Annotated in this window: 25 protein-coding genes and 1 pseudogene; 17 read left to right on the forward strand and 9 right to left on the reverse strand. The window is 71.3% G+C overall.

What is annotated here, in order from left to right; translation table 11 throughout:
- Positions 1-22 precede the first annotated feature (22 nt).
- From BUE16_RS00740 to BUE16_RS00750, 3 genes are all read left to right on the forward strand, one after another.
- Positions 23-1,030, forward strand: a complete 1,008-nt coding sequence (locus BUE16_RS00740) for an MFS transporter (RefSeq protein ID WP_234972298.1) — start codon at positions 23-25, stop codon at positions 1,028-1,030.
- Positions 1,031-1,075: 45 nt separating this feature from the next.
- Entirely contained in the window at positions 1,076-2,155 is a 1,080-nt protein-coding gene (locus BUE16_RS00745) for an alkaline phosphatase family protein (protein WP_073306518.1), read from the forward strand.
- A 168-nt stretch (positions 2,156-2,323) separates the two neighbouring features.
- Complete coding sequence (locus tag BUE16_RS00750) at positions 2,324-3,631, forward strand: CaiB/BaiF CoA transferase family protein (protein ID WP_079991429.1); 1,308 nt, start codon at positions 2,324-2,326, stop codon at positions 3,629-3,631.
- A 156-nt stretch (positions 3,632-3,787) separates the two neighbouring features.
- Here the strand turns inward: BUE16_RS00750 and BUE16_RS00755 are convergent, their stop codons facing one another.
- Positions 3,788-4,507, reverse strand: a complete 720-nt coding sequence (locus BUE16_RS00755) for a haloacid dehalogenase type II (protein WP_073306519.1) — start codon at positions 4,505-4,507, stop codon at positions 3,788-3,790.
- A 107-nt stretch (positions 4,508-4,614) separates the two neighbouring features.
- On the opposite strand from BUE16_RS00755, the gene BUE16_RS00760 reads away from it, so the two are divergent.
- The 3 genes from BUE16_RS00760 (at position 4,615) to BUE16_RS00770 (ending at position 7,294) form a co-directional block, all read left to right on the forward strand.
- Complete coding sequence (locus BUE16_RS00760) at positions 4,615-5,376, forward strand: methyltransferase domain-containing protein (protein ID WP_073306520.1); 762 nt, start codon at positions 4,615-4,617, stop codon at positions 5,374-5,376.
- 73 nt (positions 5,377-5,449) lie between these two features.
- Positions 5,450-6,904, forward strand: a complete 1,455-nt coding sequence (locus tag BUE16_RS00765; RefSeq protein ID WP_073306521.1) for an MmgE/PrpD family protein — start codon at positions 5,450-5,452, stop codon at positions 6,902-6,904.
- 168 nt (positions 6,905-7,072) lie between these two features.
- Positions 7,073-7,294, forward strand: a complete 222-nt coding sequence (locus BUE16_RS00770; protein ID WP_073306522.1) for an aryl-alcohol dehydrogenase — start codon at positions 7,073-7,075, stop codon at positions 7,292-7,294.
- 67 nt (positions 7,295-7,361) lie between these two features.
- Here the strand turns inward: BUE16_RS00770 and BUE16_RS00775 are convergent, their stop codons facing one another.
- The 3 genes from BUE16_RS00775 to BUE16_RS00785 all read right to left on the reverse strand — a co-directional run bounded on the left by BUE16_RS00775 (position 7,362) and on the right by BUE16_RS00785 (position 12,960).
- Complete coding sequence (locus BUE16_RS00775; protein WP_073306523.1) at positions 7,362-8,423, reverse strand: zinc-dependent alcohol dehydrogenase family protein; 1,062 nt, start codon at positions 8,421-8,423, stop codon at positions 7,362-7,364.
- Positions 8,424-8,527: 104 nt separating this feature from the next.
- The gene (locus BUE16_RS00780; protein ID WP_073306524.1) at positions 8,528-11,209 is read right to left on the reverse strand and encodes a PAS domain S-box protein; all 2,682 of its coding nucleotides are present in this window, start codon (positions 11,207-11,209) and stop codon (positions 8,528-8,530) included.
- A 167-nt stretch (positions 11,210-11,376) separates the two neighbouring features.
- Positions 11,377-12,960: a methyl-accepting chemotaxis protein gene (locus BUE16_RS00785; RefSeq protein WP_073306525.1), complete on the reverse strand. Its 1,584-nt coding sequence runs from the start codon at positions 12,958-12,960 to the stop codon at positions 11,377-11,379.
- 194 nt (positions 12,961-13,154) lie between these two features.
- Between BUE16_RS00785 and BUE16_RS00790 the strand changes: the two genes are divergently transcribed.
- The 5 genes and pseudogenes from BUE16_RS00790 to BUE16_RS00810 form a co-directional block, all read left to right on the forward strand.
- Positions 13,155-14,240, forward strand: a complete 1,086-nt coding sequence (locus BUE16_RS00790) for an ABC transporter ATP-binding protein (RefSeq protein WP_079991430.1) — start codon at positions 13,155-13,157, stop codon at positions 14,238-14,240.
- Complete coding sequence (locus BUE16_RS00795; RefSeq protein ID WP_073306526.1) at positions 14,237-15,145, forward strand: ABC transporter permease; 909 nt, start codon at positions 14,237-14,239, stop codon at positions 15,143-15,145. Before BUE16_RS00790 ends, BUE16_RS00795 begins: the two co-directional genes overlap by 4 nt.
- A 121-nt stretch (positions 15,146-15,266) precedes the next feature.
- Positions 15,267-16,718 carry a dihydrolipoyl dehydrogenase gene (locus tag BUE16_RS00800; protein ID WP_073306527.1) on the forward strand — a complete coding sequence of 484 codons (1,452 nt, stop codon included), beginning with the start codon at positions 15,267-15,269 and terminating at the stop codon, positions 16,716-16,718.
- Positions 16,719-16,865: 147 nt separating this feature from the next.
- Positions 16,866-17,222: a DsrE family protein gene (locus tag BUE16_RS00805; protein ID WP_073306528.1), complete on the forward strand. Its 357-nt coding sequence runs from the start codon at positions 16,866-16,868 to the stop codon at positions 17,220-17,222.
- A gap of 98 nt (positions 17,223-17,320) precedes the next feature.
- A pseudogene (locus tag BUE16_RS00810) lies at positions 17,321-17,662 on the forward strand (glutaredoxin family protein); the annotation flags it as partial.
- A 267-nt stretch (positions 17,663-17,929) separates the two neighbouring features.
- On the opposite strand, the gene BUE16_RS00815 reads toward BUE16_RS00810, so the two are convergent.
- The 5 genes from BUE16_RS00815 to BUE16_RS00835 form a co-directional block, all read right to left on the reverse strand.
- On the reverse strand, positions 17,930-18,331 hold the full coding sequence (locus BUE16_RS00815) for an SHOCT domain-containing protein (protein WP_073306530.1): 402 nt from the start codon (positions 18,329-18,331) through the stop codon (positions 17,930-17,932).
- 6 nt (positions 18,332-18,337) lie between these two features.
- Positions 18,338-18,754: a DUF302 domain-containing protein gene (locus BUE16_RS00820; RefSeq protein ID WP_073306531.1), complete on the reverse strand. Its 417-nt coding sequence runs from the start codon at positions 18,752-18,754 to the stop codon at positions 18,338-18,340.
- Positions 18,755-18,977: 223 nt separating this feature from the next.
- Positions 18,978-20,132: a multicopper oxidase domain-containing protein gene (locus BUE16_RS00825; RefSeq protein ID WP_073306532.1), complete on the reverse strand. Its 1,155-nt coding sequence runs from the start codon at positions 20,130-20,132 to the stop codon at positions 18,978-18,980.
- Positions 20,133-20,247: 115 nt separating this feature from the next.
- The gene (locus BUE16_RS00830; RefSeq protein WP_073306533.1) at positions 20,248-21,714 is read right to left on the reverse strand and encodes an HPP family protein; all 1,467 of its coding nucleotides are present in this window, start codon (positions 21,712-21,714) and stop codon (positions 20,248-20,250) included.
- A gap of 83 nt (positions 21,715-21,797) precedes the next feature.
- On the reverse strand, positions 21,798-22,043 hold the full coding sequence (locus tag BUE16_RS00835) for a hypothetical protein (protein WP_073306534.1): 246 nt from the start codon (positions 22,041-22,043) through the stop codon (positions 21,798-21,800).
- A gap of 80 nt (positions 22,044-22,123) precedes the next feature.
- Between BUE16_RS00835 and BUE16_RS00840 the strand changes: the two genes are divergently transcribed.
- From BUE16_RS00840 to BUE16_RS00865, 6 genes are all read left to right on the forward strand, one after another.
- Entirely contained in the window at positions 22,124-22,354 is a 231-nt protein-coding gene (locus BUE16_RS00840; RefSeq protein WP_073306535.1) for a DUF7860 family protein, read from the forward strand.
- A 119-nt stretch (positions 22,355-22,473) separates the two neighbouring features.
- Positions 22,474-23,019: a response regulator gene (locus tag BUE16_RS00845; RefSeq protein WP_073306536.1), complete on the forward strand. Its 546-nt coding sequence runs from the start codon at positions 22,474-22,476 to the stop codon at positions 23,017-23,019.
- 189 nt (positions 23,020-23,208) lie between these two features.
- Positions 23,209-24,240: a DUF4129 domain-containing protein gene (locus BUE16_RS00850; RefSeq protein WP_073306537.1), complete on the forward strand. Its 1,032-nt coding sequence runs from the start codon at positions 23,209-23,211 to the stop codon at positions 24,238-24,240.
- Entirely contained in the window at positions 24,237-24,923 is a 687-nt protein-coding gene (locus tag BUE16_RS00855) for a DUF7269 family protein (RefSeq protein ID WP_073306538.1), read from the forward strand. The genes BUE16_RS00850 and BUE16_RS00855 overlap by 4 nt, the downstream gene beginning before the upstream one ends.
- On the forward strand, positions 24,920-26,281 hold the full coding sequence (locus tag BUE16_RS00860) for a DUF58 domain-containing protein (protein ID WP_394327411.1): 1,362 nt from the start codon (positions 24,920-24,922) through the stop codon (positions 26,279-26,281). The genes BUE16_RS00855 and BUE16_RS00860 overlap by 4 nt, the downstream gene beginning before the upstream one ends.
- Positions 26,278-26,772: a DUF7519 family protein gene (locus BUE16_RS00865; RefSeq protein WP_234972300.1), complete on the forward strand. Its 495-nt coding sequence runs from the start codon at positions 26,278-26,280 to the stop codon at positions 26,770-26,772. The genes BUE16_RS00860 and BUE16_RS00865 overlap by 4 nt, the downstream gene beginning before the upstream one ends.
- The last annotated feature ends 8 nt before the right edge of the window (positions 26,773-26,780 follow it).

Below are 26,780 nucleotides of genomic sequence, written 5' to 3' on the forward strand. Positions count from 1 at the left end.
CATCGGCGACGTGGACGGCGAGATGGACGAGTGGGAGCCGAGGGAGCGCGCGGGTTCGCCGGCTAGGGTGTCCGGGCGGGGCATCCTCGGACCCCAGATTCAAGATGTCACATCGGGAATCCGCATGGAGGCGATCGACTGGTCGACCGACGGCGCGGGCGGGCCCGCGAGCGACCCGGTACGCGTCGGCGACCGGCCGCGCGTGCTCGTGACGGTGAGCCTGACGCTCGTCGCCACGGTACTGACGTGGTTCAACTACCCGGCGGTGCTGCCGGCGGTCGCCGCCGAGTGGGGGTTGTCTGGAGTGGCTGCCGGCGCGCTGTTCGCTGCGTTCCAAGCGGGGTACGTCCTCGCCATCGTCCCCGCGGGGCGGCTCGCGGACCGCCTTCCGAGGCGGTGGGTGATCGCCGCGGGCGCGGTGGGCTCGGCGCTTGCAACCCTCGGGTTCGCGTTGACGGCGACCGGTCCGATCGTCGGGGCGGGGTGGCGGGCGCTCGCGGGCGCTTGCACCGCGGGTGTGTACGTCCCGGGCATGCGTCTCGTCGCCGACTGGTACCGGGGCGACGACCGGGGGCGCGCGATGGGCGTCTACGTCGGCTCGTTCTCGGCCGGCAGCGCCGCGGCGTACGTGCTGGGTCCGGCGCTCGCGAACGCCGTCGGCTTTCGGCTCGCGCTCGCGATCACGGGCGCCGGCGGGCTGATCGCGGGACCGCTTCTGCTCGCGATCACCCGCGAGCACCCGAACGCGACCCAGCCGAGCGGCGGGTTTGACCTCGGCGCGCTGCGACGGCGGACGTACGGCTACGCGGTCGGCGTGTACGCGGGGCACAACTGGGAGCTGTTCGCCGTCCGCGCGTGGATCGGCGCCTTCCTCCTGTCGGCGCCGGCGATCGCGGGCCGGCCGAACGGCGAGACGCTCGCGGGCGCGGTCGCGCTCGGCTTCGCGGTGCTGCTCGGACGGGCGCGCGTGGCCGACGGCGACGCGGCCGACTCCGACGGGCGCGGCGCAGGTTCCAGACCGGACGGATAGCCGTTACCGGAACCGTTAGGCTCACCGGCTATGGTATGAGTGAGCGTGACACGAGTCGTCGTCTGTTTCGACGGGCTGGATCCGGCGTACATTGACGCGACAGGAACGCCGGAGTGGGACGACCTCGCAGCGGCGGGCGCCGCCGGCGAGTGCGCCGCGGCGATGCCGACGCTGACAAACGTGAACAACGTCGGGTTGGCGACCGCGTCGCCGCCGGCTGACCACGGCATTACGGGGAACACGTACTTCGATCCCGAGACTGGCGAACGGTCGTACATGCGCACGGCAGACCACCGTCGCGCGGAGACGTGGTTCGCCGCGCGCGAGCGGGCCGGCGAGTCGGTCGCTGCGCTCGTGACGAAGGAGAAGCTCCGTGGGCTGATCGCGACGGAGGCGTCGACGGCCGCGAGCGCGGAAGCGCCGCCGGCGTGGCTGGAGTCGGCCGTCGGCGAGGCGCCCGACATCTACTCGGGCGACGCCTCCGCGTGGCTGCTGGATGCCGGCGTGCACGTCCTCCGCGAACACGAGCCGGACTGGCTGTACCTCTCGACGACCGACGTGGTCCCGCACAAGCACGCGCCCGGGACGGAGGCGGCCGACGCGTGGGTCCGCGCTCTCGACGACCGACTCGGCCGCCTGGCGGCGGAGTCCGACGCGCTCGTCGCCACGGCGGACCACGGGATGAACGTGAAGACGCTCTGTGTCGACCCGGAGGCGATCCTCGCGGAACGGGGGGACGACGCCGAGGTGATCCGTCTCATCCGCGACGCCCACACCTACCACCACCAAAACCTCGGCGGGGCGGCGTACGCGTACGCGACCGGGGAGACGGAGCCCGCAGACCTGCTCGGCCTCGCCGATGTCGACGGCGTCGAGGCGGTCTTAGAGCGCGCCGAGGCCGCCGAGCGGTTCGACCTCCCGCCGGACCGCATCGGCGACGTGCTCCTGCTCGGCACCGAGACGAGCGTGTTCGGGCCCGTCGAGGGGGGAGAGGCGACCCACGCCGAGGTGTCGCTGCGCTCGCACGGCTCGACCCACGAGCGGACCGTGCCGTACGTCTCGACGGAGCAAGGGAGTATCGACAACGGCTACGAGGCGTTCTCGCTGCTCGCGGACGCCGAGTAGCGGTCACGGGAGCCCGTCGTCCGACCACGGGACCGTCAGCATGAGCCCTCGCCGGTGGCGACGGAACGACCCGTCGGTCGACCGTGGAAGCGTATCCACCGCCCGGGAAACGCCGCGCCGTCTGCCGCAGGAGGAACACCTTTGTACGGTACTCGATAGCACGCACGCATGAGCGAACGCGACCGCGGGAGCCAGGCCGGCGATGGGAACGGCGGCGCAGAGGACGACGACGGCGAGCGGGCCGGTATCCTCGACGGAGTGACGGTGGTCGACCTCTCGACGTTCGTGACCGGCGGGTTCGCGACGACGATGCTGGCGAATCAGGGCGCGGAGGTGATCAAGGTCGAACGCCCGGACGTCGGTGACGACTCCAGACACTCGGGGCCGCCGTTCGTCGACCCCGGCGACTACGACGGGCCCGGGACGGTGGCGAACGACAACGGCGAATCGCCGTACTTCTGGACGGTCAACTACGGAAAGCGGTCGGTCGAGCTCGACCTGAAGACGGACGCGGGGCTCGCCGCGCTGTACGACATCGTAGAGGAGGCGGACGTGTTCGTCGAGAACTTCCGGCCCGGCACGGCCGACCGGATCGGCGTCGGCTACGAGGACATCCGCGCGGTGCGCGAGGACGTGGTCTACTGTTCCATCTCGGCGTTCGGCGACTCCGGCCCGTGGCGCGAGCGCCCCGGCTACGACCTGCTTGTCCAGGGGACGAGCGGCATCATGTCCGTGACGGGCGAGGAGGACGGCGACCCGGTGAAAGTGGGGCTCCCCCAGACGGACCTCATCACGGCCATGTGGGCGGCGTTCGGCGTCGTCTGCTCGCTGTTCCGGCGGGAGCTCACCGGCGAGGGCGACCGCGTGGAACTCGCGATGCACGACGCGGCGCTACCGTGGCTCACCAAGCAGGCCGCGAAGGCGTTCCAGGGCGAGGAGCCCGGCCGGATGGGGACCCGTGACCCCGTGATCGCGCCGTATCAGGCGTACCCGACCGCGGACGGCTACCTGAACGTCGGCTGTGCGAACCAGAAGCTCTGGCGGGAGCTGTGTACGGCCATCGGCCGCGAGGACCTCTTCGAGGACGATCGGTTCGCCACGAATCCCGACCGGGTCGACCACATGGACGAGCTGGAGGCGGAGCTTTCGGAGACGTTCCGCGAGCGCACGACCGACGAGTGGGTCGACCGCCTCGCCGACGAGGCGGGGCTTCCGGTCGGGCCGGTGAACACGGTTCCGGAGGCGCTCGCCTCCGAGCAGACCGAAGCCCGCGGCGTCGTCACCGAGCTCGACCACCCGGCCACGGGGCGGATGAAGGCGCTGGAGCACCCCCTCAACTTCGCGGGCGCCGAGTCGGGGTTCGAGGAGGCGCCGCCGCTGCTCGGGGAGGACACCGAGGCGGTGCTCCGGGAGGCGGGCTACGACGACGAGCGCCTCGCGGCGCTCCGCGAGGCCGGCGGGATCCCCGACCGCTGATAGCGATTACTACGACGATGTACCGGTGCGACCGCACGCCGTCGTGCGGTCGATCCCGGACTGACTCGTCGCAATCACTACGAGGCGGGCGCCGGCGGCTCGGGGGTCCCTGACCGCTCCGCCCGCTCCCGCCGCGGCCCGCCCCGGTCCGGTCGCTCACAGCAGCGCGTCGGCTAGCGCCGCCGGGTCCGGCACGCGCAGGTCCGGTCGCCGGTCCCACCCGCCGTAGGGGCGGTCGTGGCGGTTCAGGTAGACGCCGGCCATCCCGGCGGCCGTCGCGCCGACGGTGTCGAAGGTGTGCGCCGAGACGAACGCCACGTCGGCGGGGGCGACCCCGTACCGGTCGCACAACAGCTCGTACGGCGCGGGGTTGGGCTTGTAGCGCCCGGCTTCGGCGACCGACACCCAGCCGTCGAGCGGCACCGCGAGGTCCTCCGTGACGGCCGAGAGCATTCCCGGGTCGCCGTTGGAGAGGCCGACGAGCGCGTACTCGTCGGCGAGTCGCTCGAACGGCTCGACGCAGTCGGGGTAGGCGTCGAGCTCCCGCCAGGACTCGACGAACGCGCGGACCTCCGCGTTGGTTGCGGGGACGCCGACCTGGTCGAGCCGGTAGCGGAGCGCCCGCTCGGTGATTGTCTCGAAGGGGGTGTGGTCGCCGCCGACGAGCGAGTCCACCAGCGAGTCGCGAAAGTGCATCGCAAGGTAGCGTCGCAGGAGCACGCCGGCATCTGCGTCGGCGCCGTGGGCGTCGAGGATCCCCGCGAGCGCGGGTTCGAGCGTGGACACCCGGTCGAGGACGGTGTCGTAGAGGTCGAACGCGAGCAGTTCGGTCCCGGTCGGGTCGACCGGCGTCGTCGGGTGGTCGTCGGGATGCATGGGCGGTAGTTCCCTCCCCCGGGCGAACGGTCCCCAGGACAATCGGGCTACCGGCGGTGCCGGCCGTCCTCACAAGCTTGATTGTGTTCGGCGGCGACCCCCGACCGATGAGCGACGCCGACGAGTGGGACGTCGACCGCTACGAGGAGTCGCACGGCTTCGTCCACGAGTACGGCGCGGACCTCCTCGACCTGCTCGACCCCGTGCCCGGCGAGCGCGTGCTCGACCTGGGCTGCGGCACGGGCCACCTCACCGCACGGATCGGGGAGCGCGGCGCGGAGGCGGTCGGCGTCGACGCCGACCAGGCGATGCTCGCGGAGGCCCGGGCGTCGTACCCGTCCGTCGAGTTCCGCGAGGCCGACGGCCAGTCGTTCTCGGTCGGTGAACCGTTCGACGCGGTGTTCTCGAACGCCGCCCTCCACTGGATGCCCGACCAGGACGGCGTCGCCGACTCCGTCCGGGGGGCGCTGCGCCCCGGCGGCCGGTTCGTCGCCGAGCTGGGCGGCCACGGGAACGTCGACCGGGTCAGGGAGGCGCTGCGCGAGGAGGCGGCGGCCGCCGGCGCCGACGCGACCGACCCGTGGCACTTCCCCCGCCTCGGCGAGCACGCGAGCCTGCTGGAGGGGCACGGGTTCGAGGTGCGGTTCGCCCGGCTGTTCGACCGCCCGACGGCGCTCGACGGCGCCGAGGGCCTCCGCGAGTGGCTCCGGACGTTCGCCGGGTCGTTCGTCACCGGGCTCGACGAGGACGGCCGCGCGGCCGTCCTCGACCGCGTGGCGGAGCGGCTCCGCTCCGACCTGTACGACTCCAGGAACGACGAGTGGACCCTCGGCTACCGCCGCCTGCGGTTCCTCGCCGTCAGGGAGTAGCCGGCGGGCGCGCGCGGCGCGACCGTCGGCGGTCGCCCGGGGATTTATCGCCCCGCACGCGCCGTGTGCGCACATGACGGACACGGCGACCGACACGCTGATCGAGCACTGCCGCTGCGCCCCCGACCGCGACCGGCCGCCGGCGGTGGACCGGGCGCTCCGCCGACACCTCCTCGACACCGTCGGCGTCGCGCTCGGCGCGCGCGAACACGCCGGGTCGAGCCCGTCGATCGAACGCGCGGCGCGACGCCTCGCGGGCGCGTCCGGGTCGGAGGGGACCGGCGCGGGCGCGGACGCCGGCGCGGCGACCGTGTGGGCGACCGGCGAGCGCCTGCCCGCCGGGGAGGCGGCGCTGCTGAACGGCGCGCACGCCCACAGCCTCGACTTCGACGACACCCACCGGGAGTCCTCGCTGCACCCGGGTGCCCCGGTCGTGCCCGCGGCGCTCGCGGTCGCCGAGCGGCGCGCCGCGGCTGGCGACCCCGTCGACGGCGAGCGCGTGCTCGCGGGCGTCCGCGCCGGCTACGACGTGGCGTGCGCGGTCGGGCGGGCGGTCGACCCCGACGCCCACTACGACCGCGGCTTCCACGTCACCGCGACCTGCGGGACCTTCGGCGCGACCGCGGCCGCGGGCGTCGTCGCGGGGCTGAGCGAGGCGGGGTTCGCGGACGCCTTCGGCGTCAACGGGAGCCAGGCGGCGGGGTCGCTGCAGTTCCTCGCGAACGGCGCGTGGAACAAGCGGCTCCACCCGGGGCTTTCGGCCCGCCGCGCGGTGGAGGCGGTCACGCTCGCCGCCGAGGGGTTCCGCGGCGCCGCGGACGCCGTCGGCGGCGAGCACGGCTTCCTTGCGGGGTACACGCCGTCGGCCGACCCGGGGGAGCTGGCGGACATCGGCGGCCGCGAGGCGGTGCTGGAGACGGCGCTGAAGCCGTACCCCTGCTGTCGGTACATGCACTCGGCGCTCGACGCGCTGTGCGGCCTCGCAGACGAGGTCGATCCCGACGCGGTCGAGCGCGTCGTCGTCGACCTCCCGAAGCCGGGCGTGACGCTCACCGGCGACCCGATCGGGGCAAAGCGTCGCCCGGAAAACCTCGTCGACTGTCAGTTCTCGATGCCGTTCGGCGCCGCGCTCGCGCTCTCGACGGGCGAGGCGGGCCTGAAGGCGTTCCTCGACGCGCGGGATCGTCTCGACAACCCTGCGCTCCGGCGGCTGATGGACGCGACAGAGGTGGTCTCTACCGAGGCGACCGCCGAGCCGTTCCCGGAGCGGTGGGCTGCCGCCGTCGTCGTCGAGACCGACGACGGCGACCACCACGAGCGGTTCGTCGAGGCCGCCCCCGGTGAGCCCGAGCGCCCGCTCGACGCCGACGCGGTCGAGGAGAAGTTCGCGTCGTTGGCGGGGAGCGCCGGCGCCGACGCCGACGCGGTGGAGGCGGCGTTGGCCGCCGCCCGCGCCGACCCCTTCGACCTCGACGCGTTCCTCGATGCGGTCCGGGCGGGCGTCGCAGAGGCACCGGCCGAAGCCTGATACTGTCGGACGTACGCACGTCACGACGTTCTCCACACCGGGTGGCGAATAGCTTCACGAAGGAACCTCCGACAGTATGAGGCGGTCGGGAACGGTCGCGTCGATCTTCTAGCGGGGGACTGCTGGGATTATCGGCGCCCCGCCGCTGAGCCCCAAGACAGCTATGACGTGAACGACATCGTCGTCAACGGTTGTACCGTCACGGGGATCGTCGAGGGCGACTCGAACCTCTCGGGGTTCATTCCGGACCTGATCGAACTGTCTCGCCAGGGGACGTTCACGTCCGACGAGCTCATCACGTACTACGACTTCGACGATGTCGAAAAGACGGTCGAGGACTCGGAGTCGGGCGAGACGACCAAGCCCGTACTGCGGGTGAGCGAGCCCTGACGCGGTCGGGAAGCAGCCGACGGAGCGGTCCGCCTCCTGCTCGACGCGCCGACGGTGTCTCTCCGCCTCAGAACTCGTCGATCACCGGGATCCCCTCGGTCCCGAAGTCCGTCATCGCCGACAGCCTGTCGTTCACGTCGTCCAGCGTCACCGTCTCGCTGATCACGGCGCTGGGGTCGAGCTTGTCGCGGGCGACCATCCGGAAGATCTCGTCGTAGCGCGTCGGCGGCAGGCCCAGTGATCCGACGAACTCGATCTCTTTCATCACCATCGCGTCCGTCGGGAGGCCCACCATGCCCTCCTCCTCGGACGTGGTGAGGCCGATCTGGACGTGCGTGCCCCGCGTGCCGAGGCTGAGTACCGAGTTGCGGCACGTCTCGGCGATGCCGAGCGCGTCGACGGAGACGTGACAGCCGCCGCCCGCGAGCGCCTGCACCGCCCCCGGAACGTCGTCGGCCTCGCCGGCGTTGACCGTCTCAGCGGCGCCCAGTTCCACCGCCTTCGAGAGCTTCTCGTCGTCGAGGTCGACGGCGACGACGTTCGCGCCCAGGGCGTCGGCGATGTGGACCGCCGAGAGGCCGACCCCGCCGACGCCGTGAACGGCGACCCAGTCGCCCGCCTCGACGGGCGCCCGGTGGGCCAATCCGTGGAAAGCGGTCATGAACCGACAGCCCAGCCCCGCCATGTCGACGGAGCCGACGCCGTCCGGGAGGTGAACGAGATTGTGGTCGGCCGCGGGCACGTGGACCAGCTCGGCGAAGGCGCCGGGGACCGGCTCGACGAACCCCAGCGGCATCGGGTTCTCGCAGGTGTTCCCGTGGCCCGTCCGGCACTGCATACAGGTGCCGTCGCCGAGGTTGAACGGGACGGCGACGTGGTCGCCCTCGGCGAAGTTCGTCACGTCCTCGCCGACGGCGGCGACGCGACCCGCCGGCTCGTGGCCCAGGATCTGTCCCGGCTGGGGCTGGATCCCGAGCCAGTCCCAGTCGCCCTGCCAGCCGTGCCAGTCCGACCGACAGATACCGCACGCCTCGACCTCGACGACGACGCCCGTAGGCTCCGGCTCCGGATCCTCGACTTCGGTTACGTCGAGCGGTTCCCCGTGCTCCCGCAGGACTGCTGCTCGCATGACAGGTGCCTATTGGTGACAATTAACATAGCTTTTCCTGTCGGTCGTCCCGCTCGGCGGGATCAGGCGGGCGTCGGTAGCCGACGCGAGCGGGCCGTCGCGGCTCACGTGACCGGCAGGTCGACCGCGATCACCGTTCCGTCCTCGTCGGCCGAGACCAATCGCAGGTCGCCGCCGTGCATGTCGGCGACCCACTTCGCCAGCCACAACCCCAGCCCCGAGGCGTGTTGCAGCTGCGTTATCTCGCGGTCGCCGGCGACGACCGACCACTCCGCGTCGGGGATCCCCGGCCCGTCGTCGGCGACCGCGATCCGGACCGTCTCCTCGTCGAAGTCGACCACGCGGATCTCGACGGCCGACTTCGGATCCGGTGTGCCGAACTCGACGGCGTTGTCGAGCAGCTCCGCGACGGCGCGGTGGATCGCGTCGTCGTACGGGACGGGACGGGCCACGTCGACGTCGATCCGAACGTCCGCTTCCGAGGCGACCGACCGGACGAGCCGGACGAGTCGCTCCTCGATCGCCGCCGGCGGCACCGGGGCGCTGTCGCCCTCGCCGTCACGGAGCGTCCGCTGGATCGCCTGCGCCGTCTCGCTCGCGTCGACGAGCGACCGGCTCGCCTCCTCGATCGCCGCCGCGTGTTCGGCCGCGTCCTCGACACTGTCGGCCGACCGGACCAGCCCCGCGCGCCCGAGGATCACGTTCGTCTGGTTGCGGAGGTTGTGCCGCAACAGGCGGTGAAGCACGCGGAGGTGGGTCTCCTGCTGTCTGACCTCCGTGATGTCGGTCAACACGACGAACGCCCGCTCGGCGCCGTCGTCGCGGTAGGGGACGTTCCGGAACAGGTAGTACCGAAGCCCGCGGGGCGTCTGGATTTCGACCTCCCGCTCGACCGTCCCGTCGACGTCGCCGAGTCCCGCCAGGGCGTCGGCGATCGCCGCGGGGATCGACGCGCGAACCGCCGAGAGCGGCGCGTCCCGAAGGCTCGACCCCTCGGTGTCGGTCAGGGCGGCGAAGCGGTCGTTGACCGCCCGGATCGTCGCCCCGTCGTCCTCGAAGCTCAACTCCACGAGCGGGTCGGTGAGCGTCTCGAACAGCTCCGCGAACCGGCGCCGCTGCCGGGAGACCTCCGCCCTCGCGGTCCGGAGTTCGCGGATGTCTTGGACCGTTGCGACGACGCCATCGGCGCCGGCCCCGTCGATGGCGGAGACGGCTATCCGGGCCGGGATCACCTCGCCCTCTCGGGAGACCAGCTCGGTCTCCACCGTCGCCGACGCGGGGCCGGCCGGCGGGTCGAGGAGGTCGTCGACAGCTCCGGTATCGGCCAGCACGTCGGCGACGTGGGTCCCGACGAGGGCCGACTGGGTCGTCCCGAGCGTCGCCGCGAGCGAGTTGGTGACGAGCGTGAACTCACGCTCCTCGTCCAGCGTGAACAGCATGTCGTCGGCGGCCTCCACGGCGGCCTGATACCGACGGCGCTCCCGGTCCCGGTCGACGCGATCGAAGACCGACTCCGCGGTCGCCGCGAGCAGCTCGAGGAACTGTCGGCCGTCAGTAGAGAACGACTCGTCGCTGCGATGGCCGACGCTCAGCGTTCGCGTGTCGCCGATCGGCAGGTACGTGGCCGTCTCGTCCAGATCGGCGTCAACGTGGTCGAGGTCGTCGGTACTGACGACCCGATTCTCCGTGAACGCCGTCCCGACGGGCCCCTCGTCGGCGTCGTATCGCGGCCGGTCGCCCAGGCGGTCACGGACGGCGTCGGGGACCGCGATCGGCACGAGCTCGTCGGTCTCGGGGTCGTGCTCCCGGACAACGGCGCTCTCGGCTTCGATCGTGTTCATCGCGACGTCGACGACCCGCTCGGCGACGCCGGCGGCCGTTGCCTCCCGGACCATCTCCTGGGTCGCCCGCAGGAGGTTGTTCAAGATCCGTTCGCGCCGCCGCTGCTGGCTCACATCGCGGAGCGTCCCGACCGTGCCTGAAAACGAGCCGTCCTCGTGTGGCCTGAGCGTCATCCGGTCAGTGCAGGGCACCCGCCGTCCATCCTTTCTGACGAGTTCGACGTCGAGCTTCGCGATCGACAGCTCGCCGTCCTCGTTCCCGGAGTAGTCCCTGAGCAGCTCTCGTAGCGCGTCTTCCGCCTCCTCGACCGTCTCGTCGTCTTTGATCCGGTGTACCGACGACCCCAGCAGCTCCGCTCGATCGTACCCCGTCATCTCGCACAGCGCGTCGTTGACGAACGTGAACCGCCCGTCCTCGTCGAGGATGTACACGGCGTCGCCGACGGTCTTGACGAGGTACTCGTAGAGGGTGGCGTCGTGTTCGTCGCCCGCCAGCGGTCTCCGCTCCTGATCCGCCGGTTCGCGTTCCAGCGCCACCGGCGGTCCGTCGTCCGCACCGCTCGACGCGTCCTCGCGGGCCGAGAGCCGCCCGAGCTTCGCCGTGAGCAGGTCGATGTCGTCTCCGGGCCTCCAGACGATCGCGTCCGCGGCGCCCGCGTCGATGGCCGCCCCCGCGACTCCCGGGTCCGGCGTCGCCCAGACGACCGGTCGGTCGAGGCCCGCCACAACCGGGTCGGCTTCGGTCGCGAACACCACGGCGGGCGCGTCGGCTCCCCGAGCGGCGTCGCCGTCGAGTTCGTCGAGCGGCCGGAGCGCGTCGAGCGGAACGCCGGCGTCCGCCGAGAGGTCGTCGATCGTCGCCTCGAGCGCCTCGCGGCGGTCTCGGAACCCGTCCCCGTAGTACGGACTGAGCGTGTGCGCTGCGGTACGGGATCGGTCTTCCATTCGGCGAGATCTGATCTCCCCGCCACTTGAGGGTTCGTATGTCGAAGCCGACCCCCGAGGGACCGGTCAGCGCGCTCGCCCCTCCCGTGGGTGGGTTCGACGACCGCCGACTCGCGGGCGAGCGACGGCCGCGTCGCGTGGAGCGACAGGCGCCTCGGACCCCCCGATCAGGCGTCGCGCAGCGCGCTCACGCGCGCCTCCAGTTCGGCGATCGCCTCGCTTTGATCGTCGGTTACCGCCACGATGTCGTCGACGGCCTCCTCGCTGTCCGCGGCGTGGTCGCGCGCCGCCTCGAGCGTCGAAGTCAACTCCTCGATCGTCTTCGCCTGATCGTCGGTCGTACGCGACACCTCATTGACCCCGTCGGCCGCTTGCTCGATGGAGGCCGCGATGTTCTCGAACGCCGCCAACACGTCCTCGATCTGGTCGCTCGCAGATGCGATCTCCCGGTACGACTGCTCGGCGGCGACGACGGTGGAATCCGTCCGCGACTGGAGTTCGTCGATGTCTCGCGTGATCTGCTCGGTGTGTTGGCTCGTCTCGTCGGCGAGCGTTTTCACCTCCTCGGCGACGACAGCGAACCCGTCGCCGTCCTCGCCCGCCCGGGCGGCCTCGATGTTGGCGTTGAGCGCGAGGAGGTTCGTCTGCTCGGCCACGTCGGAGATGACCTCGACGATCGCTCCGATATCGTTCATCCGGTCGCCCAGCTCGGTCACGTTCTCCACGAGGTCCTCGCCGATGTCGGTCACCTCCTCGGTCGCCTCGCGGGCGTCCCTGGAGACCCCGAGGCCGTCGGTCGCGGCGTCGCGCGCCTGCTCGGCGGCGGTGTCGACCTCCTCGGCGGTCGCTGCGACCTCCTCCATCGACGCCGAGAACGTCTGGATCTCGTCGACGCCGTCGACCAGCAGGTCGTTCTGCTCGTGGACGTTCTCGGCGATCGCTTCGGCCGCCGACACCGCCCGCTCGACCGACTCGCCCAGGTGGGTCGCCTGCTCGTCGACGCGGACGACAGTCGTTTGGAGGCGCTCGGCCGTCTCGTTGCCCTCACTGACGACGGTCGACAGGTTCGAGTCGATCGCGTCGCCGTCGTCGAACGACGCCCGCGCGTCGAGGTCGCCGCTCGACAGCGCCCGGAGCGTCTCCGAGACCTCGTCGACCAGCGCCTCGGTCGCCTCTTGTTGGCGACGCTCGTCGGTGAGGTCTTTGATCGTCTCGACGGCGCCGACGAGCTCGCCGTCCTCGTACAGCGGTGCCACGGTCACCCTGGCGTAGTGTTCGACGTTCCCCGAGCGGTCCGCGACGTGGTCCTCCTTCTCGTAGAGATGCCGGGACCTGTCCGCCACGGTCAGCCCGTACACCTCGTCGGCGGTCGTCGGCGCCGCCAGTACTTCTTCGATCATCGTCTCCTCGTCGCTCTCATAGAGGATCGTCCCGATGTCCGTCCGGTCGAGCGCCTCCGTCGCGGGGACGCCGGTCAGATCCGTCATCTCCGGACTCCAGGCCGTGATCTGCCCGTTCGTCCCGATGACGAACGTCGGCTGTGCGATCACGTCGACCAGCGTCTCCATCGAGGCGCCCGTCCTCCGGCCGTGTGGAGAACCGGAGCTGAGACCGTCGCCGCGGTCCGGGTCCGGCCGCTCGGGAGGAGCATCCAGCGTCGCGGTCGACCCTCCGTCGGGTCGAACCGAGCGATCGCCGTCGTCATCCCTGCCGAGATACGAGCGCAGTCTCCGGAGCGCGTTCGATATCATACCGTCGGAACCCGACGAAGCGGATAACTGCTGGCTGTGTCCTGCCGTTCTCGTCGATACGTGGGTCGGGCGTTGGACGGGGACAACCGCCGGTCCGGCGGCAGTCGGACCGGCGGTCACCGGCCCGTTGCACCCGGCGACCGGCGGCCGCCGTCGCCGCACCCCTTATTCCCCGCGAACCACTACCTCACCCGATGGCACCGACGACACCGGACGGACCCGCCCCCGCTCCGGACGGCACGCCCGCGCTCTCTGTCGAGGAGCTCTCGAAACGCTTCGGCTCCGGGGGCGACGCCGTCCGCGCGGTCGACGACGTGTCGTTCTCGGTCGAGCGCGGCTCGGTCGTCGGTCTGCTCGGGCCGAACGGGGCGGGCAAGACGACGCTGATCAAGTCGGTGTTGGGGACGGTCATTCCCGACGAGGGCACCGTCCGCGTGCTCGGACGCGACGCGGCCGACGGGCGGCGGGCCACCTACGCGAACGTGGACGCCATGCTGGAGGGCGCCCGCAACGACTACTGGCGCCTGACGGTCAGGGAGAACCTCCGGTACTTCGCGACCGTCGGCGGCGTCGCCCCCGACTCGGTCGCCGACCGCCACGACCGCCTGCTCGACCGACTGGACCTGGCCGAGAAGGCCGACACCCCCGTCCGGGAGCTGTCGCGGGGGATGAAACAGAAGATGTCGCTGGCGAGCGTGCTCGCGGGCGGGGCAAAGCTGGTGTTCCTCGACGAGCCGACGCTCGGGCTCGACGTGGAGGGCTCGCGGACGCTCCGTCGGGAGCTCCGTCGACTCGCCGAAGAGGACGACCTCACGGTCGTCGTGAGCAGCCACGACATGCGCGTCATCGAGGACGTCTGCGACCGCGTGATCGTCATGTCGGCGGGAGCAGTCGTCGCGGACGACTCGGTCGAGCGACTGCTCGGCGCCGTCGACGACTACCGCGTGCGGGTCGCAAGCGAGGAGCTCTCGCCGGCGACGATCGACGACCTGCGCGGCCGGTTCGATGTCGTCGATGCGGACGCGGGCGCCGACCCGCCGACCGTCGAGGTCCGCACCGACGGCGACGCGGCGTACGACCTGTTCGACGCCCTACGGGCGGCCGACGTGACGCTCGATCGCGTCGACACCGTCGAGCCGAGTCTGGAGGACGTGTTCGTGCGGCTGACCGGCGCGGGCGCCGGAGGCACGAGCGGCTCCGAGCCGGGCGACGAGGACGGCGCCCCGGGGACCGGGCGCCGGCGGGCGACCGTGGTCGGCGACGACGGAGGTGCGAGATGACGGCACCCGACGCCGCGGCCGGCTCGTCGACGGAGCACGCCGGCGCTCGCTCCAGCTCCACCTCTACTTCTACCGCCGCCGGCGACGGACCCGGGGACGGTGACGGAGCCCGGGTCGGTGACGACCCGCGCCCGGCGACGTACGTCGATCTCGCTCGTGCGGTCCTCTACCGCGAGTACCTGATCTTCGTCCGCTATCCGGCGAACGCGATCGGGGGGATCGTCGTCTCGCTGGTGTTCTTCGGGCTACTGTTCTTCGGCGGACGGCTCCTGGCGGGGCGGGCGCTGGCCGACTCGCTTGAGGGGATCGTGGTCGGCTACTTCCTGTGGACGCTCGCGGTCGGCGCGTACTCGTCGGTGTCGAACGACATCGGGAGCGAGGTCCAGTGGGGAACCTTGGAGCGGCACGTCACGACGCCGTTCGGGTTCGCCCCGGTCGCGCTGCTCAAGGGCGTCGCGAAGGTTGTCCGGACGTTTCTCACCTCCGCGATCATCCTGGCGGTGATGATCCTCCTCACGGGGACGACACTGGCGATCGCGCCGGTGACGGTCGTCGTCATCGCGGGGCTGGCGGTCGTCTCCGTGCTCGGACTGGGTTTCGCCGCCGGCGGCGTCACCGTCCTGTACAAGCGGGTCGGCAACTGGCTGAACCTCCTGCAGTTCGGCTTCGTCGTGCTCGTGTCGGCGCCGGTGCTCGACCGCCCGTGGCTGCGCGTGCTGCCGCTGGCCCACGGGAGCGCGATGCTCCAGCGGGCGATGGTCGACGGCGTCCGCCTGTGGGAGTTCCCGCTCGCGGACCTCGCGCTGCTGGTCGGCATCGCCGTCGGCTACCTCGCGGTCGGCTCCCTCGTCTTCCACTACGCGACGCGGCGGGCGCGTCGCCTCGGCGTCCTCGGCGACTACTGAGGCGCCCTCTCGGACGGCCTTGCTGGCGACCGGGGGTCGCGGTCCTCGCCGCGTGCGCGGACTGACGACGCTCCGACACGCCGGCGGTCGATTCTTGTACCCCTCGCGCGACTCGGGACGTATGGACGAAGTCGGCTTCCTCGTGATCGGATCTGGGTCGGGCCTTGATGTCGCGAACGCGGCCGCCAACCAAGGGCAGTCGGTCGCGGTCGTCGAGAAGGGCCGCCTCGGGGGGACCTGCCTGAACCGCGGCTGCATCCCGTCGAAGAAGCTGCTGTACCACGCGGAGGTACTGGAGACGATCGAACGGGCCGGCGAGTTCCACATCGACGCGAGCGTCGACGGCGTGGCGTTCTCGGAAATCGTCCGCGAGGTCACCGAGGAAGTCGAGGCCGACTCGGCGTCGATCCGCGAGGGACTCCGGTCGTCCCCGCGTCACGACCTGTACGAGGGGACCGGCGAGTTCGCCGACGACAGGACCGTCGAGGTGGTCGACGGCCCGGACGAGGGTGCGCGGATTCGCGCCGAGACGGTCCTCATCGCCGCCGGCACGCGGCCGTCGATCCCCCCGATCGACGGGATCGACGACGTCGAGTATCTCACGAGCACGGAGGCGCTCCGGTTGGAGACGCCGCCGGAGCACCTCGTCGTCGTCGGCGGCGGGTACATCGCCGCGGAGCTCGGACACTTCTTCGAGACGTTCGGCAGCGAGGTGACGATCGTCGGCCGGCGCCCGAACCTGCTCCCCGAGGCAGACCCCGAGGTCGCCGCGGCGTTCACCGAGCGCTACGCCGAGCGCATGACCGTCCACACGGGCCACGCCGCGACGGCCGTCGCCGAGTCCGACGGGGAGATCACCGTCGAGGCGACTCCCTACGAATACGGCTCCGGGGGCGACGCCGGCGAACTCGTCGACGACGCCGAGTCGGTCACTGTCACCGGCGACGAGCTGCTCGTCGCGGCGGGGCGGACGCCGAACACGGACACGCTGAACCTCGACGCGACTGGGGTCGAGACCGACGCGCGGGGGTTCGTGGAGACCGACGAGTACCTCCGGACGACGGCCGACGGCGTCTGGGCGCTGGGCGACATCGTCGGCGAGTACCTGCTGAAACACAGCGCGAACCACGAGGCGCAGGCGGTCGTTCGGAACCGCTTCGGCGACGAGCTCGAACCCGTCGACTACACCGCGATGCCGTTCGCGGTGTTCGCCTCCCCGGAGGTCGCGGGCGTCGGCGCGACCGAGGATGACCTCCGCGCTGCCGACCGCGAGTACGCCACCCGGGTGTACGAGTACGACCAGACGGCCCGGGGGAGCGCGATGCACGCGGACGGCTTCCTGAAGGCGATCATCTCGCTGGAGGGGGAGATCCTCGGGTGCCACATCGTGGGTCCCGAGGCGTCGAACCTGATCGAGGAGGTCGTCGTCTCGATGACCGCCGGCGAGGGGACGGTCCGCGACATCCGCGAGGCGGTGCACGTCCACCCCGCGCTCTCGGAGGTCGTCCAACGGGGCTTCTCGGGGCAGTTCTCTCGCGGCGGCGATGGCGGCGACAGCGGCCACTCGCACTGAGCGGCCGTCGTTCGTCGGGCCGTCGTTCGTCGGGCCGGTCGACCGCCCGCCGGACGCGGGATCGTATATAAACGCACCCCGTGGACGCGGCGGCGGCGCACGTCCGCGTACGGACTAAACCTCAGCCGGCAGAACGATGGAACACACATGACGAAAGCAGCGATCATCATCCTCGCGGGCACGGACGGACACGACAACCTCGGCCGCATCGTGAACGGACTGGAGGCGGCAAAGGAGTTCGCCGAGAACGACGAAGACGAGCTCGAACTGATCTTCGACGGCGCCGGCACCACGTGGATTCCGGAGCTGGAGGACGAGGACCACGACTACCACGACCTGTATCAGGCCGTCAGCGACGACGCGGCGGTCTGCGACTACTGCTCCGGCGCCTTCGGCGTCGAGGACGCCGTCGGCGACGCCGGACTGGTGACTCTCGACGACCACGACGGCCACCCGAGCGTCCGCTCGCTGGTGGCGGACGGCTACGAAGTCATCACATTCTAATCGGCCGCCTCGCTCGCGGCTGACCTGCGACCGCGCTCCATCGATTTCACCTCCGCCGGCGCAACCCCTAACACGGTCGCGCCGGAACGGACGGTACTGTGACTTTCGACCCGACCGATCAGGGGATCGACGCCGAGGAAGCGCGCGAACGCGTGACCGACGCCATCGCCGACAACGAGGTAGTGCTATTCATGAAAGGGAGCGCTCGGATGCCCCAGTGCGGCTACTCAAAGCGCGCGATCGGACTGATCAGCCAGTACCGCGACGACGTGGCCACGGTTGACACGCTGAAGAACCTCGAGGCGTACCGCGAGGCGTTAGAGGCCGAGAGCGGCTGGGAGACGATCCCGCAGACGTTCGTCGACGGCGAGTTCGTCGGCGGCAGCGACATCCTCGCGGAACTGGAGGAGCGCGGCGACCTCGCTGAGACGCTCAACGCCGACGCCGACGCCGACACCGCCGCTGTCGATGCCGAATCCACCGGCGGCGCAGGGCCGGAAGCGCCGTTCTGAGCCACCGATCCCGGTGGAGTGACGCACAGTGCGCGTCTCGGTGACTGTCCCGGTCGATGCAACTCGGATGCGGATGCTTCTTCGACCGTGATCCGGTCTCGTGGATAGCTGCGGTGTCTCGTGTTCAGGCGTGTTCCTCTCGTCACCGGCTGATCGCCCGCCAAACCGCGACGAGACGGTCTCTTCGGCCTCCCGCTACGGTTCCGATCGTTCCAGCTTCTCGCGGCGCGGTTCGAACTCCTCGTTGGTGAGGTCGCCGCGGGCGTACGCCAACCGCAGTTCCTCCAGCGCGGGGGTACGGGTCGCGGGGTCATCACGCAGGCGACGCAAGAGGAGGGAGCCGCCGCCGATCACCACGAGCAGGACCGCAAGCGGGACGAGCATCCCGACGACGGGCCACCAGCCGACGCTCCCGCCGTACCCCATCATTCCGCTGTTCCCCATCATTCCGCTGTTCCCCATCATTCCGCCGTTCCCCATCATCCCGCCGAATCCCAGTCCCAACCCCAGTCCCATCGTGAGCAGGGGAACCACGAGGATCGCTCCGAGGACCAACAGGAGCACGGTCGCGGTGTCGAGTTGGTCCGAGGAAGACATCGGCGATCAGGCCTCCGGTTTGGGTCCGTGTTCGGTTGCGACCGCGGTCAACATCCGCTTGAACCGCTCGGTGACCTCGGTCGCGACGGAGGCGAGCGCGTCGTTGTCCGCGATCCCGACCAACCGCTCGGGGTCGACCGCGCTCACCGCGACCTCGCCGTCGTCGGTCTCGTAGACGATGACGTTGCACGGGAGCAGCGCCCCGAGTTCGATCTCCTCGGTCAACCCCTCGTGTGCGAGCGGTGGGTTGCACGCCCCAAGGATGCGGTACTGGCGGAACTCCTCGCCGAGTTTCTCATCGAGCGTCGCTTGGACATCGATGTCGCAGAGGACGCCGAACCCCTCGTCGCCGAGCGCGTCGATCGTCGTCTCGACGACGGCATCGAAGTCGCCGTCCACCGCAGATTGTATTGTATACTTCACAGAATACTGTAGGGTCGTATGTGTGATAAATGGTTTTTCTGAGTCGTATGGGTTAGTAATCGTGTACTGTTCGCGGTTGTCCGTACCGCGCAGGCGATCGACCGCCTCCGGCGCGCCCGGCAACGGGTCGGGCAGACCGTCTTCGCGGACCCTCAGCAGTCGCTTCGCGTCCGGACCTTCCGTTCGTGCCCCCGCGATCGACCGCCGCGGGTGGCTGCGTCGGTCACTGCTGGTAGCCGGCGTACTCCATCAGTGCTCCGAAGATGTCGGTGTTCATCGCCTCCTTGTAGACGACTCCGGTGAGCATCCCGCCGGGATAGGCGTTCCCGTTCATCACGTGGTCGACCTTGTGGCAGTGCATGAGGTAGATACCGGGGTCGGCGTCGGCAGTGAACTCGACGGTATGGCGCTCGGCGGGGGCGACGTTGCATACGTCCATGTCGTGTCGAGCGACCTCCGGGATGACGCCGCCGTCCTTCTCGACGCGCCGGAAGCGGTGGTTGTGGATGTGCAGCGGGTGGCTCATGTACCCGGCATTGACCCAGTGAACCCGGACGGTGTCGCCCCGCTCGACGATCATGGGCGACCCGTCTTCCGGGTGGAGCGTCCGCGGCGCCACCTTGCCGTTCACCGTGAAGACGTCCGGATCGCGGGTCCGCGGGCTGTATGAGACGTCTTCACCGGCCATCTTGCGGTTGAGCCGCGAGTCCCAGTCCTTGACGGTCATGAAGTACTCCCTGTCGGCCTCTTCGTACCCCTTCGGGTCGACGCGGAAGATCCCGTACATCCCCATGTCGATGTGCCGGTGGGTCTGGAAGTGACAGTGGTAAAAGTGGGTTCCGGGGACGTTCGCGGGGATGGTGTACGTGTGCGTTTCGCCGGGAGCGACCGTGATACCGGTCGTCGTGGGGACGCCGTCGTCCTTCCAGGCCGTCCGAGCGCCGTGGAAGTGGACGGTGTGCGGGCGCATCCCGTCGGTGTTGTCGAGGGTGACCTGGATGTCCTCACCCTCGGTGGTTCGAAGGATCGGGCCGGGCACGCTGGGGTCGTGGTCGTCGGCCTGGAACGCCCAGACGCGCGGCAGCCGGACGGGACCGCCCATCGAGTCGAGCGGGTGGGCCTCGTGCACCGCTGGCTGGGTCTTCAGGGTCACCGTTCCGCCCTGCTCGTCGACGTTGACGACCGCCGGCGGACCGGTCGTGGGGAGGTCCGGTCCGGCCGCGGTCGACGCCGCGGCGGTCGACGGCTCCGACTGCGCGTTCTCCCGTCGTGTCGGTGCTTGACACCCGGCGAGCGACGCCGTCGCGACGCCGCCGGTCGCCGCCAGAAACTCGCGTCGCGACAGGCCCGTACCGGGCGCACCAAGGCGATCTCTCATGTACAGGTGGGTCAACGGGAGCCCCACGAATAGCGGGCGACGCTGACTCCCGCCCCCCGGTGCTGCGTTCGAACATATTCGCGCTTCGGTCGTGTCGCGCGCGAGCGCCCCGCCGTCAGGCCCGGTGAACGATCGCGAGGTCGCACTCCAGCCCCTGGATACGCTCGTACGTGGGCGGCGACAGCGCGCGTGAGGCGGGGCTGCGGTCGCTGCTGGCGCCGATGACCGCGAGGTCGTAGGCGCCCGCGTCGCGTTCGAGCACTTCCGCGGGTCCGCCGTATGCGATGACCGTCTCGATCGGTGCGGAGAACGCCTCGACGAGGCTGTCGAGGCGGCGCTCGGCGGCCCGTCGCTCCGTCGGGGACGAGACGCAGGTACAGGCGCTGAGCTCGCCGCCGTCGGGAAGCAGCCGCGCGGCGAAGTCCAGCATCGCGTTCGCGACCTCGCCGGAGGTCCGGACCATCACGAGCGCCCGTCTCCACGCCGTCCGACCGTTCGACGGCTGGAACGCGACCGAGTCGATCGGCCCCGTCAAGAGCCGCTTGACGTACGGCGTCGGCGTCCCGTCTTCGCTGTCGTACGGACAGACGACGAGGTCACAGCGCTCGTCCTCGGCCGTCTGCAGCACGGTGTCGGCGCGTGACCCCTCCTCGACGGCCACGACGAGCTCACAGGACACGTCCGCGACTGCCCGCACGGACTCCCGGAGCCGTTCGAGCCGGGCGACGAGCGTGTCGGCGACGAGGCTCTCGGCGGCGTCGCGTTCGGCGGCCGTCAGCTGGGGGCCGTGAAATCGCGCCGGCGCGTCGTCGTCGTCGGCCGCGAGGTCGCCCTCGGCCGCGTCGATCGCCTCCTGGGACACGGTCTCCGCCAGCACGACCGACCCCGAGTCGTGGGCCGCCGCCAGCCGCGCGGCGAAGGCCGCCCGCGAGGTCGGCTCGTCGCCGTGGACGGGGACGAGGATCTGGTCGTCGCCGGTCGTCGACTGGAAGAGATACCGGGCGCGGTTCCGGTACACCTCGCGCCGCCAGAGCAGGAACGCACCCGCGATCAGGGCGCTCGACACCGCGACCCCCGCGACGTACACCGGGCGCTGTGCCCCCGTCACCAACACCAACAGCGACGCGGAGAACGCCGTCGGAACCTCAAGATCCAGCAGATACGTCGCGGTGGCGGTGAGGAAGATGCTGACCGTGGCCGCGCCGGCGTGGACCTGGAGCTGCTCGGGCGGGACTACGTACCAGTACCGGGCGGCCACTTCGAGGGCGACCCAGCCGCACAGCGCCCCCGTGGTGACGCCGCCGACGAACCGCCGCGGGGACGCGTAGCGGCTCGACGGGTTCGCGAACAGGGTGTACGTCCCCGACGCGAGCGGCGGGTACAGCAGGAACGACACGACCGGCGTGACGTTCGAGAGCCACGTCACCAGCCCGATCAACAGCGGGACGAACACGAACGTCGAGAGCCGAACGACGTTCTCGCTCCGCTCGAGCCACCGGCGGATCGCCCTGGCTTCCCGCTGTTCGATCCGGTCGAGGCGGGCTCGGGCGATCCGGATACGGCGGACGAGCGGTCCGAACATTCTCACGCGAAGCAACCGGGTACGGTTGGAAGTGTCTTGCCCTCCGCGATCGCGATCGAGGGCGTCTCGCCGCCGGCCCCGACTTACTCCCGGAGGTAGCGTCTCGTCCGCGGGACCAGTTGCCGGTACCCGACGAGGTAGACCCCCCACACGAGCGCGAGCGTCCCGAGCGCGAAGTCGACGACCGCGAAGTCCGGTTGTGCGGCCGCATACGCGGCGAGCGCGTCCTGCTCGAACACGACGCCGATCCCGGTCAGCGCCACGGACGCCGCCGCGACGAACACGTACTCGGCGACAGCCCAGGCCGTGTCGAAGAGCGATGTCTGCATTGGCGAAGGGACGGAACCGCGCATATAAACCGGTTTCGCTGGACCAAAAGATCGATGACCCGATGTCTGGATCTGGGCGTATGGTCGGACGATACGGGGACGTGAACTATCCGAAACTGACGAAACTGAGCGTCCTGGCATTCTTCGCGCTGTTCGTCGTGACGGCGAGATTGAACGCGTGGCTTTCGATGACTGGCACGGCCGTCCCCGCGTGGGAGGAGGTGTTGCTGGTTGATATTGAACTGCTCTCGGTCATCGGCGTGTTCCTCTCGGTGTTCGTGTTCGGCGTCCTCCTCCCGCTCACCGAGTGATCGACGACTCTAAATATTGTATCTGATTCCTCAACGGTTGGCTATTTGTGGATTCGACGAGAAGACTCGTCTATGGCTTCACGTACAACCGATCCGATGCGACGAGGCCCGGCAGCCCCGTGAGCGACGACTCGAACGCGACCGTCCTCCTCGTCGACGACGAGGAGGCGCTCGTCTCCATGTACGAGGCCTATCTCGCGGACCGCTACGAGGTCCGGACGGCCACCAGCGGCGCGGAGGCGCTGTCGATCGCCGACGATACGGTCGACGTGGCGCTGCTCGATCGTCGGATGCCGGAGATGCGCGGCGAGGAGGTGCTGCGGGAGCTTCGCGCGGCCGAGATCGGCTGCCGAGTGGCGATGCTCACTGCGGTCCAGCCGACCGTCGACATCGTCGACATGCCGTTCGACGACTACCGCGTCAAGCCCGTCAACGAGGCCGAACTCGTCGGCGTGGTCGAAGTGCTGATCGAGCGTGCGGCGTACGGCGAGCGGAGCCAGGAGTTCTTCGCGCTCGCGTCGAAGAAGGCCGCCCTGGAGGTCGCCGGAGAGACCTCGTCGGACGCCTACGAGACGCTGTGTACGGAGCTCGACGAGGTCCGGGTGGAGCTGGATCGACAGCTCGACGCGGTCGGCGCGGAGGCGGCGTTCAGCGACCTGGCGTGACCGACGCTGTCCCGGACGCCGAACGCCCCGCAGCTATCCCCCTCGACTCGTCGGTCTGACGACCGATGGGCCCGTTCGGACTCGCGGTTCGACATCGAGAGCTCGCGGAGCGACACTCGCCGACGGCGCGGTGAGCGCTCGTCACCTGTCGAAACCACTTAGCCCAGTCCCCCGGTAGCGAGTGACACTGTGGATCGACGGACGCTGGTCACCGCGGCGCTGGCCCTCTTGGCGGTGCTCGCGCTCGGCGTCGCCGCCGCGACGCTCGATTCGGCGACGACGACGACCGCCAGCGGCGGCCTCGGCGCCGGGACCTCGCCGAACGACGCCGGACTCGGCGAGGACAGCGACGGCGCGCTCGACCTCGGCGGCGAGCGGCCGTCGGGCGAGGCGCGCCTGCGGGTGAGCGTCTGCGTCGAGTTCCTCACCAGACCGGGGGTACAGCTCGGCCTGCTGGGCGGCGTCGGGGTGTTCCTCGGCGCGATGTACCGGACGACCCGGTCGTGGCTCATCAGCGGCCTGTTCGTCGCGGCGGCGCTGTTCCCGCTCGGCGTGCTGTATCTGGGCCTCATCTCCTGCGGGTCGAGCCCGACGGAGGTCGCCGTCGGCGCCGCCGAGTCGGCCGTCGAGAACGCCTCGCTGCTCCCGTCGGGCGGCGGCGCCGCGGGCGCGAACGCCGCCGGCGAGGCGGTGTCGGCGCCGACGGCGCTCGTCGGCCTCCTGTTGGTCGTCGCCATCCTCGGGAGCGTCCTCCTGTTGGTCGTCTCCACCGGCGACGACGAGGATGACCTCGCCGAGGCGCCGCCGGAGCCGCCGGCGCCCGAGCGCAGACGCGAGGTCGGTGCCCGGGCGGGCGAGGCGGCCGACCGACTGGAGTCCGACGCCGACCTGGAGAACGAGGTGTACCGCGCGTGGCGCGAGATGACGGGCGCGCTCGCGGTGGAGAACCCCCGGTCGACGACGCCTGCGGAGTTCGCCGCCGCCGCCGTCGACGCCGGGATGGCGCGCGAAGACGTGAGCACGCTCACCGAGGCGTTCGAGGCGGTGCGCTACGGCGACGAGCCGGCGACACCTGAGCGCGAGCGCGAGGCCGTCGCCGCGCTGCGCCGGATCGAGGAGGCGTACGCTGGCGACGCCGCGGACGCCGCCGCCGCCGGTTCAAACGACGCTTCCGCCGCCGACCGCACCGGGGGTCGCGACAGCGGAGGTGACGCCCGGTGAGGGCCTCTGCGGCTCTCGGCGTCGCCGCGGTCGCGTTCGGCTTCGTGGTCGTCGTCCAGCGCGGACTCGCGGGGCTGTTCGACCTGACGTACGTGTTCGTCACCGGCGCGGGCGTGCTCGCGCTCGTGCAGGGGCTCCGGTACGCGAACGAGGCCCGCACGGCCGAGCACCGCGCGACCGAGACCGGCGACCCCGAGGACCGCTACGAGGTTCCCGTCCCCGGCGACGCAGACGACGAGCTGATCGCCCGGCGGGGGTTCTCCCGCGCCAGCGTGAAGCGCCGCCGGGAGTTCCACCGTCGCCTCCGCCGGGTCGCCGAGGAGACGCTGCGCGCCCGCGGCGACTACGCGGACGGCGACGTGGCGGACGCCGTCGACGACGGCGCGTGGACCGACGATCCGGTCGCCGCCTGGTTCCTCGGGACGGACGTGCCGGCGCCGCGTGCGGCCCGCCTGCGGCGCCTGCTCGGCTCGGACGCCGAGTTCCGCTTCGGCGTCGCCCGCACCGTCGATGCGCTGGCGGCTGTCCGATCGGGCGCCGGCGTCGAGGCGTCCGGTGCCGAGGACGAGGCCGGTCCCGACCGACCACGAACCGCCGCCGAGCGCGTCGTCGCGACCGCCCGCCGGGCGGGTCAACGGCGGATCGCGTCCGCCCGCGACGCGTTCGCGGAGGTGCGCCGGTGAGCGGCCGCGGGTCCGACAGTCGCGCGTCGAGCGACGGGTCGACCGGCGCCAACGGCCGCAACGTCGACCCGCTCAACCCGATCCGCCCGCGGGGCGTCGTCCCGACGGGGAGGTGGACGGGAATGGCTGCGCTGGCGCTCGTGCCGGTCGGTCTCGGCGTCCTGCTGCGACACCCGCCGCTAGTGCTGGTCGGCGCGCTGGGCGTGGCGTTCGCCGCGTACGCCCGCGGCGACGCCGCGCCGGACCTCGACGTGACGATCGAGCGCGACCTGTCGGACCCGACGCCCGACCCCGGCGACGAGGTGACGGTCACGCTGCGCGTCCGCAACGACGGTGACGGCGTCCTCCCGGACCTTCGGCTCGTCGACGGCGTGCCGGCGGCGCTGGCGACGGGCGCGCCCGCCCGGCTGGGGACCGCGCTTCGACCCGGGCGGACGGCAACGCTCACGTACCGCGTGACGGCCGTTCGGGGCGCCCACGACTGGGATCCGGTGCACGTGCTCGCGCGCAACCCCAGCGGCTCGCGAGAGCGCGACGCCCGGATCGACGCGGGCGGGACGACGACGCTGCGGTGCACGCCGGAACTGGAGGCGTCCGCGTCGCTCCCGCTCCGGGGACTCACGACCGTCTACTCGGGACGGGTGCCGACGGACGTGGGCGGCGCTGGCATCGAGTTCCACTCCACCAGGGAGTACCGCCACGGCGACCCCGCCAAGCGCGTGAACTGGGCGCGCTACGCCCGCACCGGCGAGCTCTCGACGCTGGCGTTCCGCGAGGAGCGCGCGGCGACGGTCGTCGTCTGCATCGACGCCCGCGAGGGAGCGTACCTCGCTCCGGACGCCGAGTCGCCCAACGCCGTCGAGCGGAGCGTCGAGGCCGCCTCGCAGGCGGTGCCCGCGCTGCTGGACAGCGGCGACCGCGTCGGGGTCGCCGCGTTCGCCCCCGGCGACTGCCGGCTCGACCCCGGCGTCGGCGACGAGCACGCCGCCCGCGCCCGCAAGCTGCTGGCGACCCACCCCGCGCTGGCACCGACGCCGACCGACGAGCGCTTCCTCCCGACGACGTGGGTGCGCCGCTTCCGGCGGTGGCTGCCCGCGGACGCGCAGGTGCTGTTCTGCACGCCGCTGCCTGACGACTACGCGGCGACGGTCGCCCGCCGGCTCGATGCCTACGGTCACGCGGTGACGGTGATCTCGCCGGATGCGACGGCCGACGACACGCCGGGCCACAGGCTGGCCGGCGTCGAGCGGGCCAACCGCGTCTCGCGGCTCCGCTCGGCCGGCATCCGCGTGCTCGACTGGGGCGAGGAGCCGCTGGCGACCGAGCTGGAGCGCGCAGCCGCGCGGTGGTCGCGGTGACGGTCACGCGCAGGCCGCCCCGGCTGGGCGTCGCGCTCGTGGCGCTGTCGGCGGCCGTCGGCGCGGCGGCGCTCGGGCTCGCATCGCCCGCGGCGGGCGGGCTCGGTGCCGCCGGCGTCGCGTTCGTGGCCGTCGGCACGCTCGTCGGCTCCCGGCGGACGTTGGGCACCGGTGCGGCGACGCTCGTCGCGGGCGTCCTGCTCGCCGGCGTGCTCGCCGCCGCCGGGCCGGGCCCGCTGCTCGTCGGCGGGCTCGCGGCGGCGCTGTCGTGGGACCTGGGCGAGCACGCGCTCGGGCTCGGCGAGCAACTCGGCCGCGAGACGGACGCGACCAGAAACGTCGCGACCCACGCGGCCGGCTCGGTCGCCGTCGGCGCCGTCGCCGCGGCGGTCTCGTTCGGCGTCTACTCGGCCGCTGCGGGTGGCCAGCCGGTCGTCGCGCTCGTGTTCCTGCTGGTCGGGGCGATCGCGCTGGTGAGCGCGGTCAGGTGAGCGCGGTA

The organism is Halobaculum gomorrense (assembly GCF_900129775.1).
Lineage (GTDB): Archaea > Halobacteriota > Halobacteria > Halobacteriales > Haloferacaceae > Halobaculum > Halobaculum gomorrense.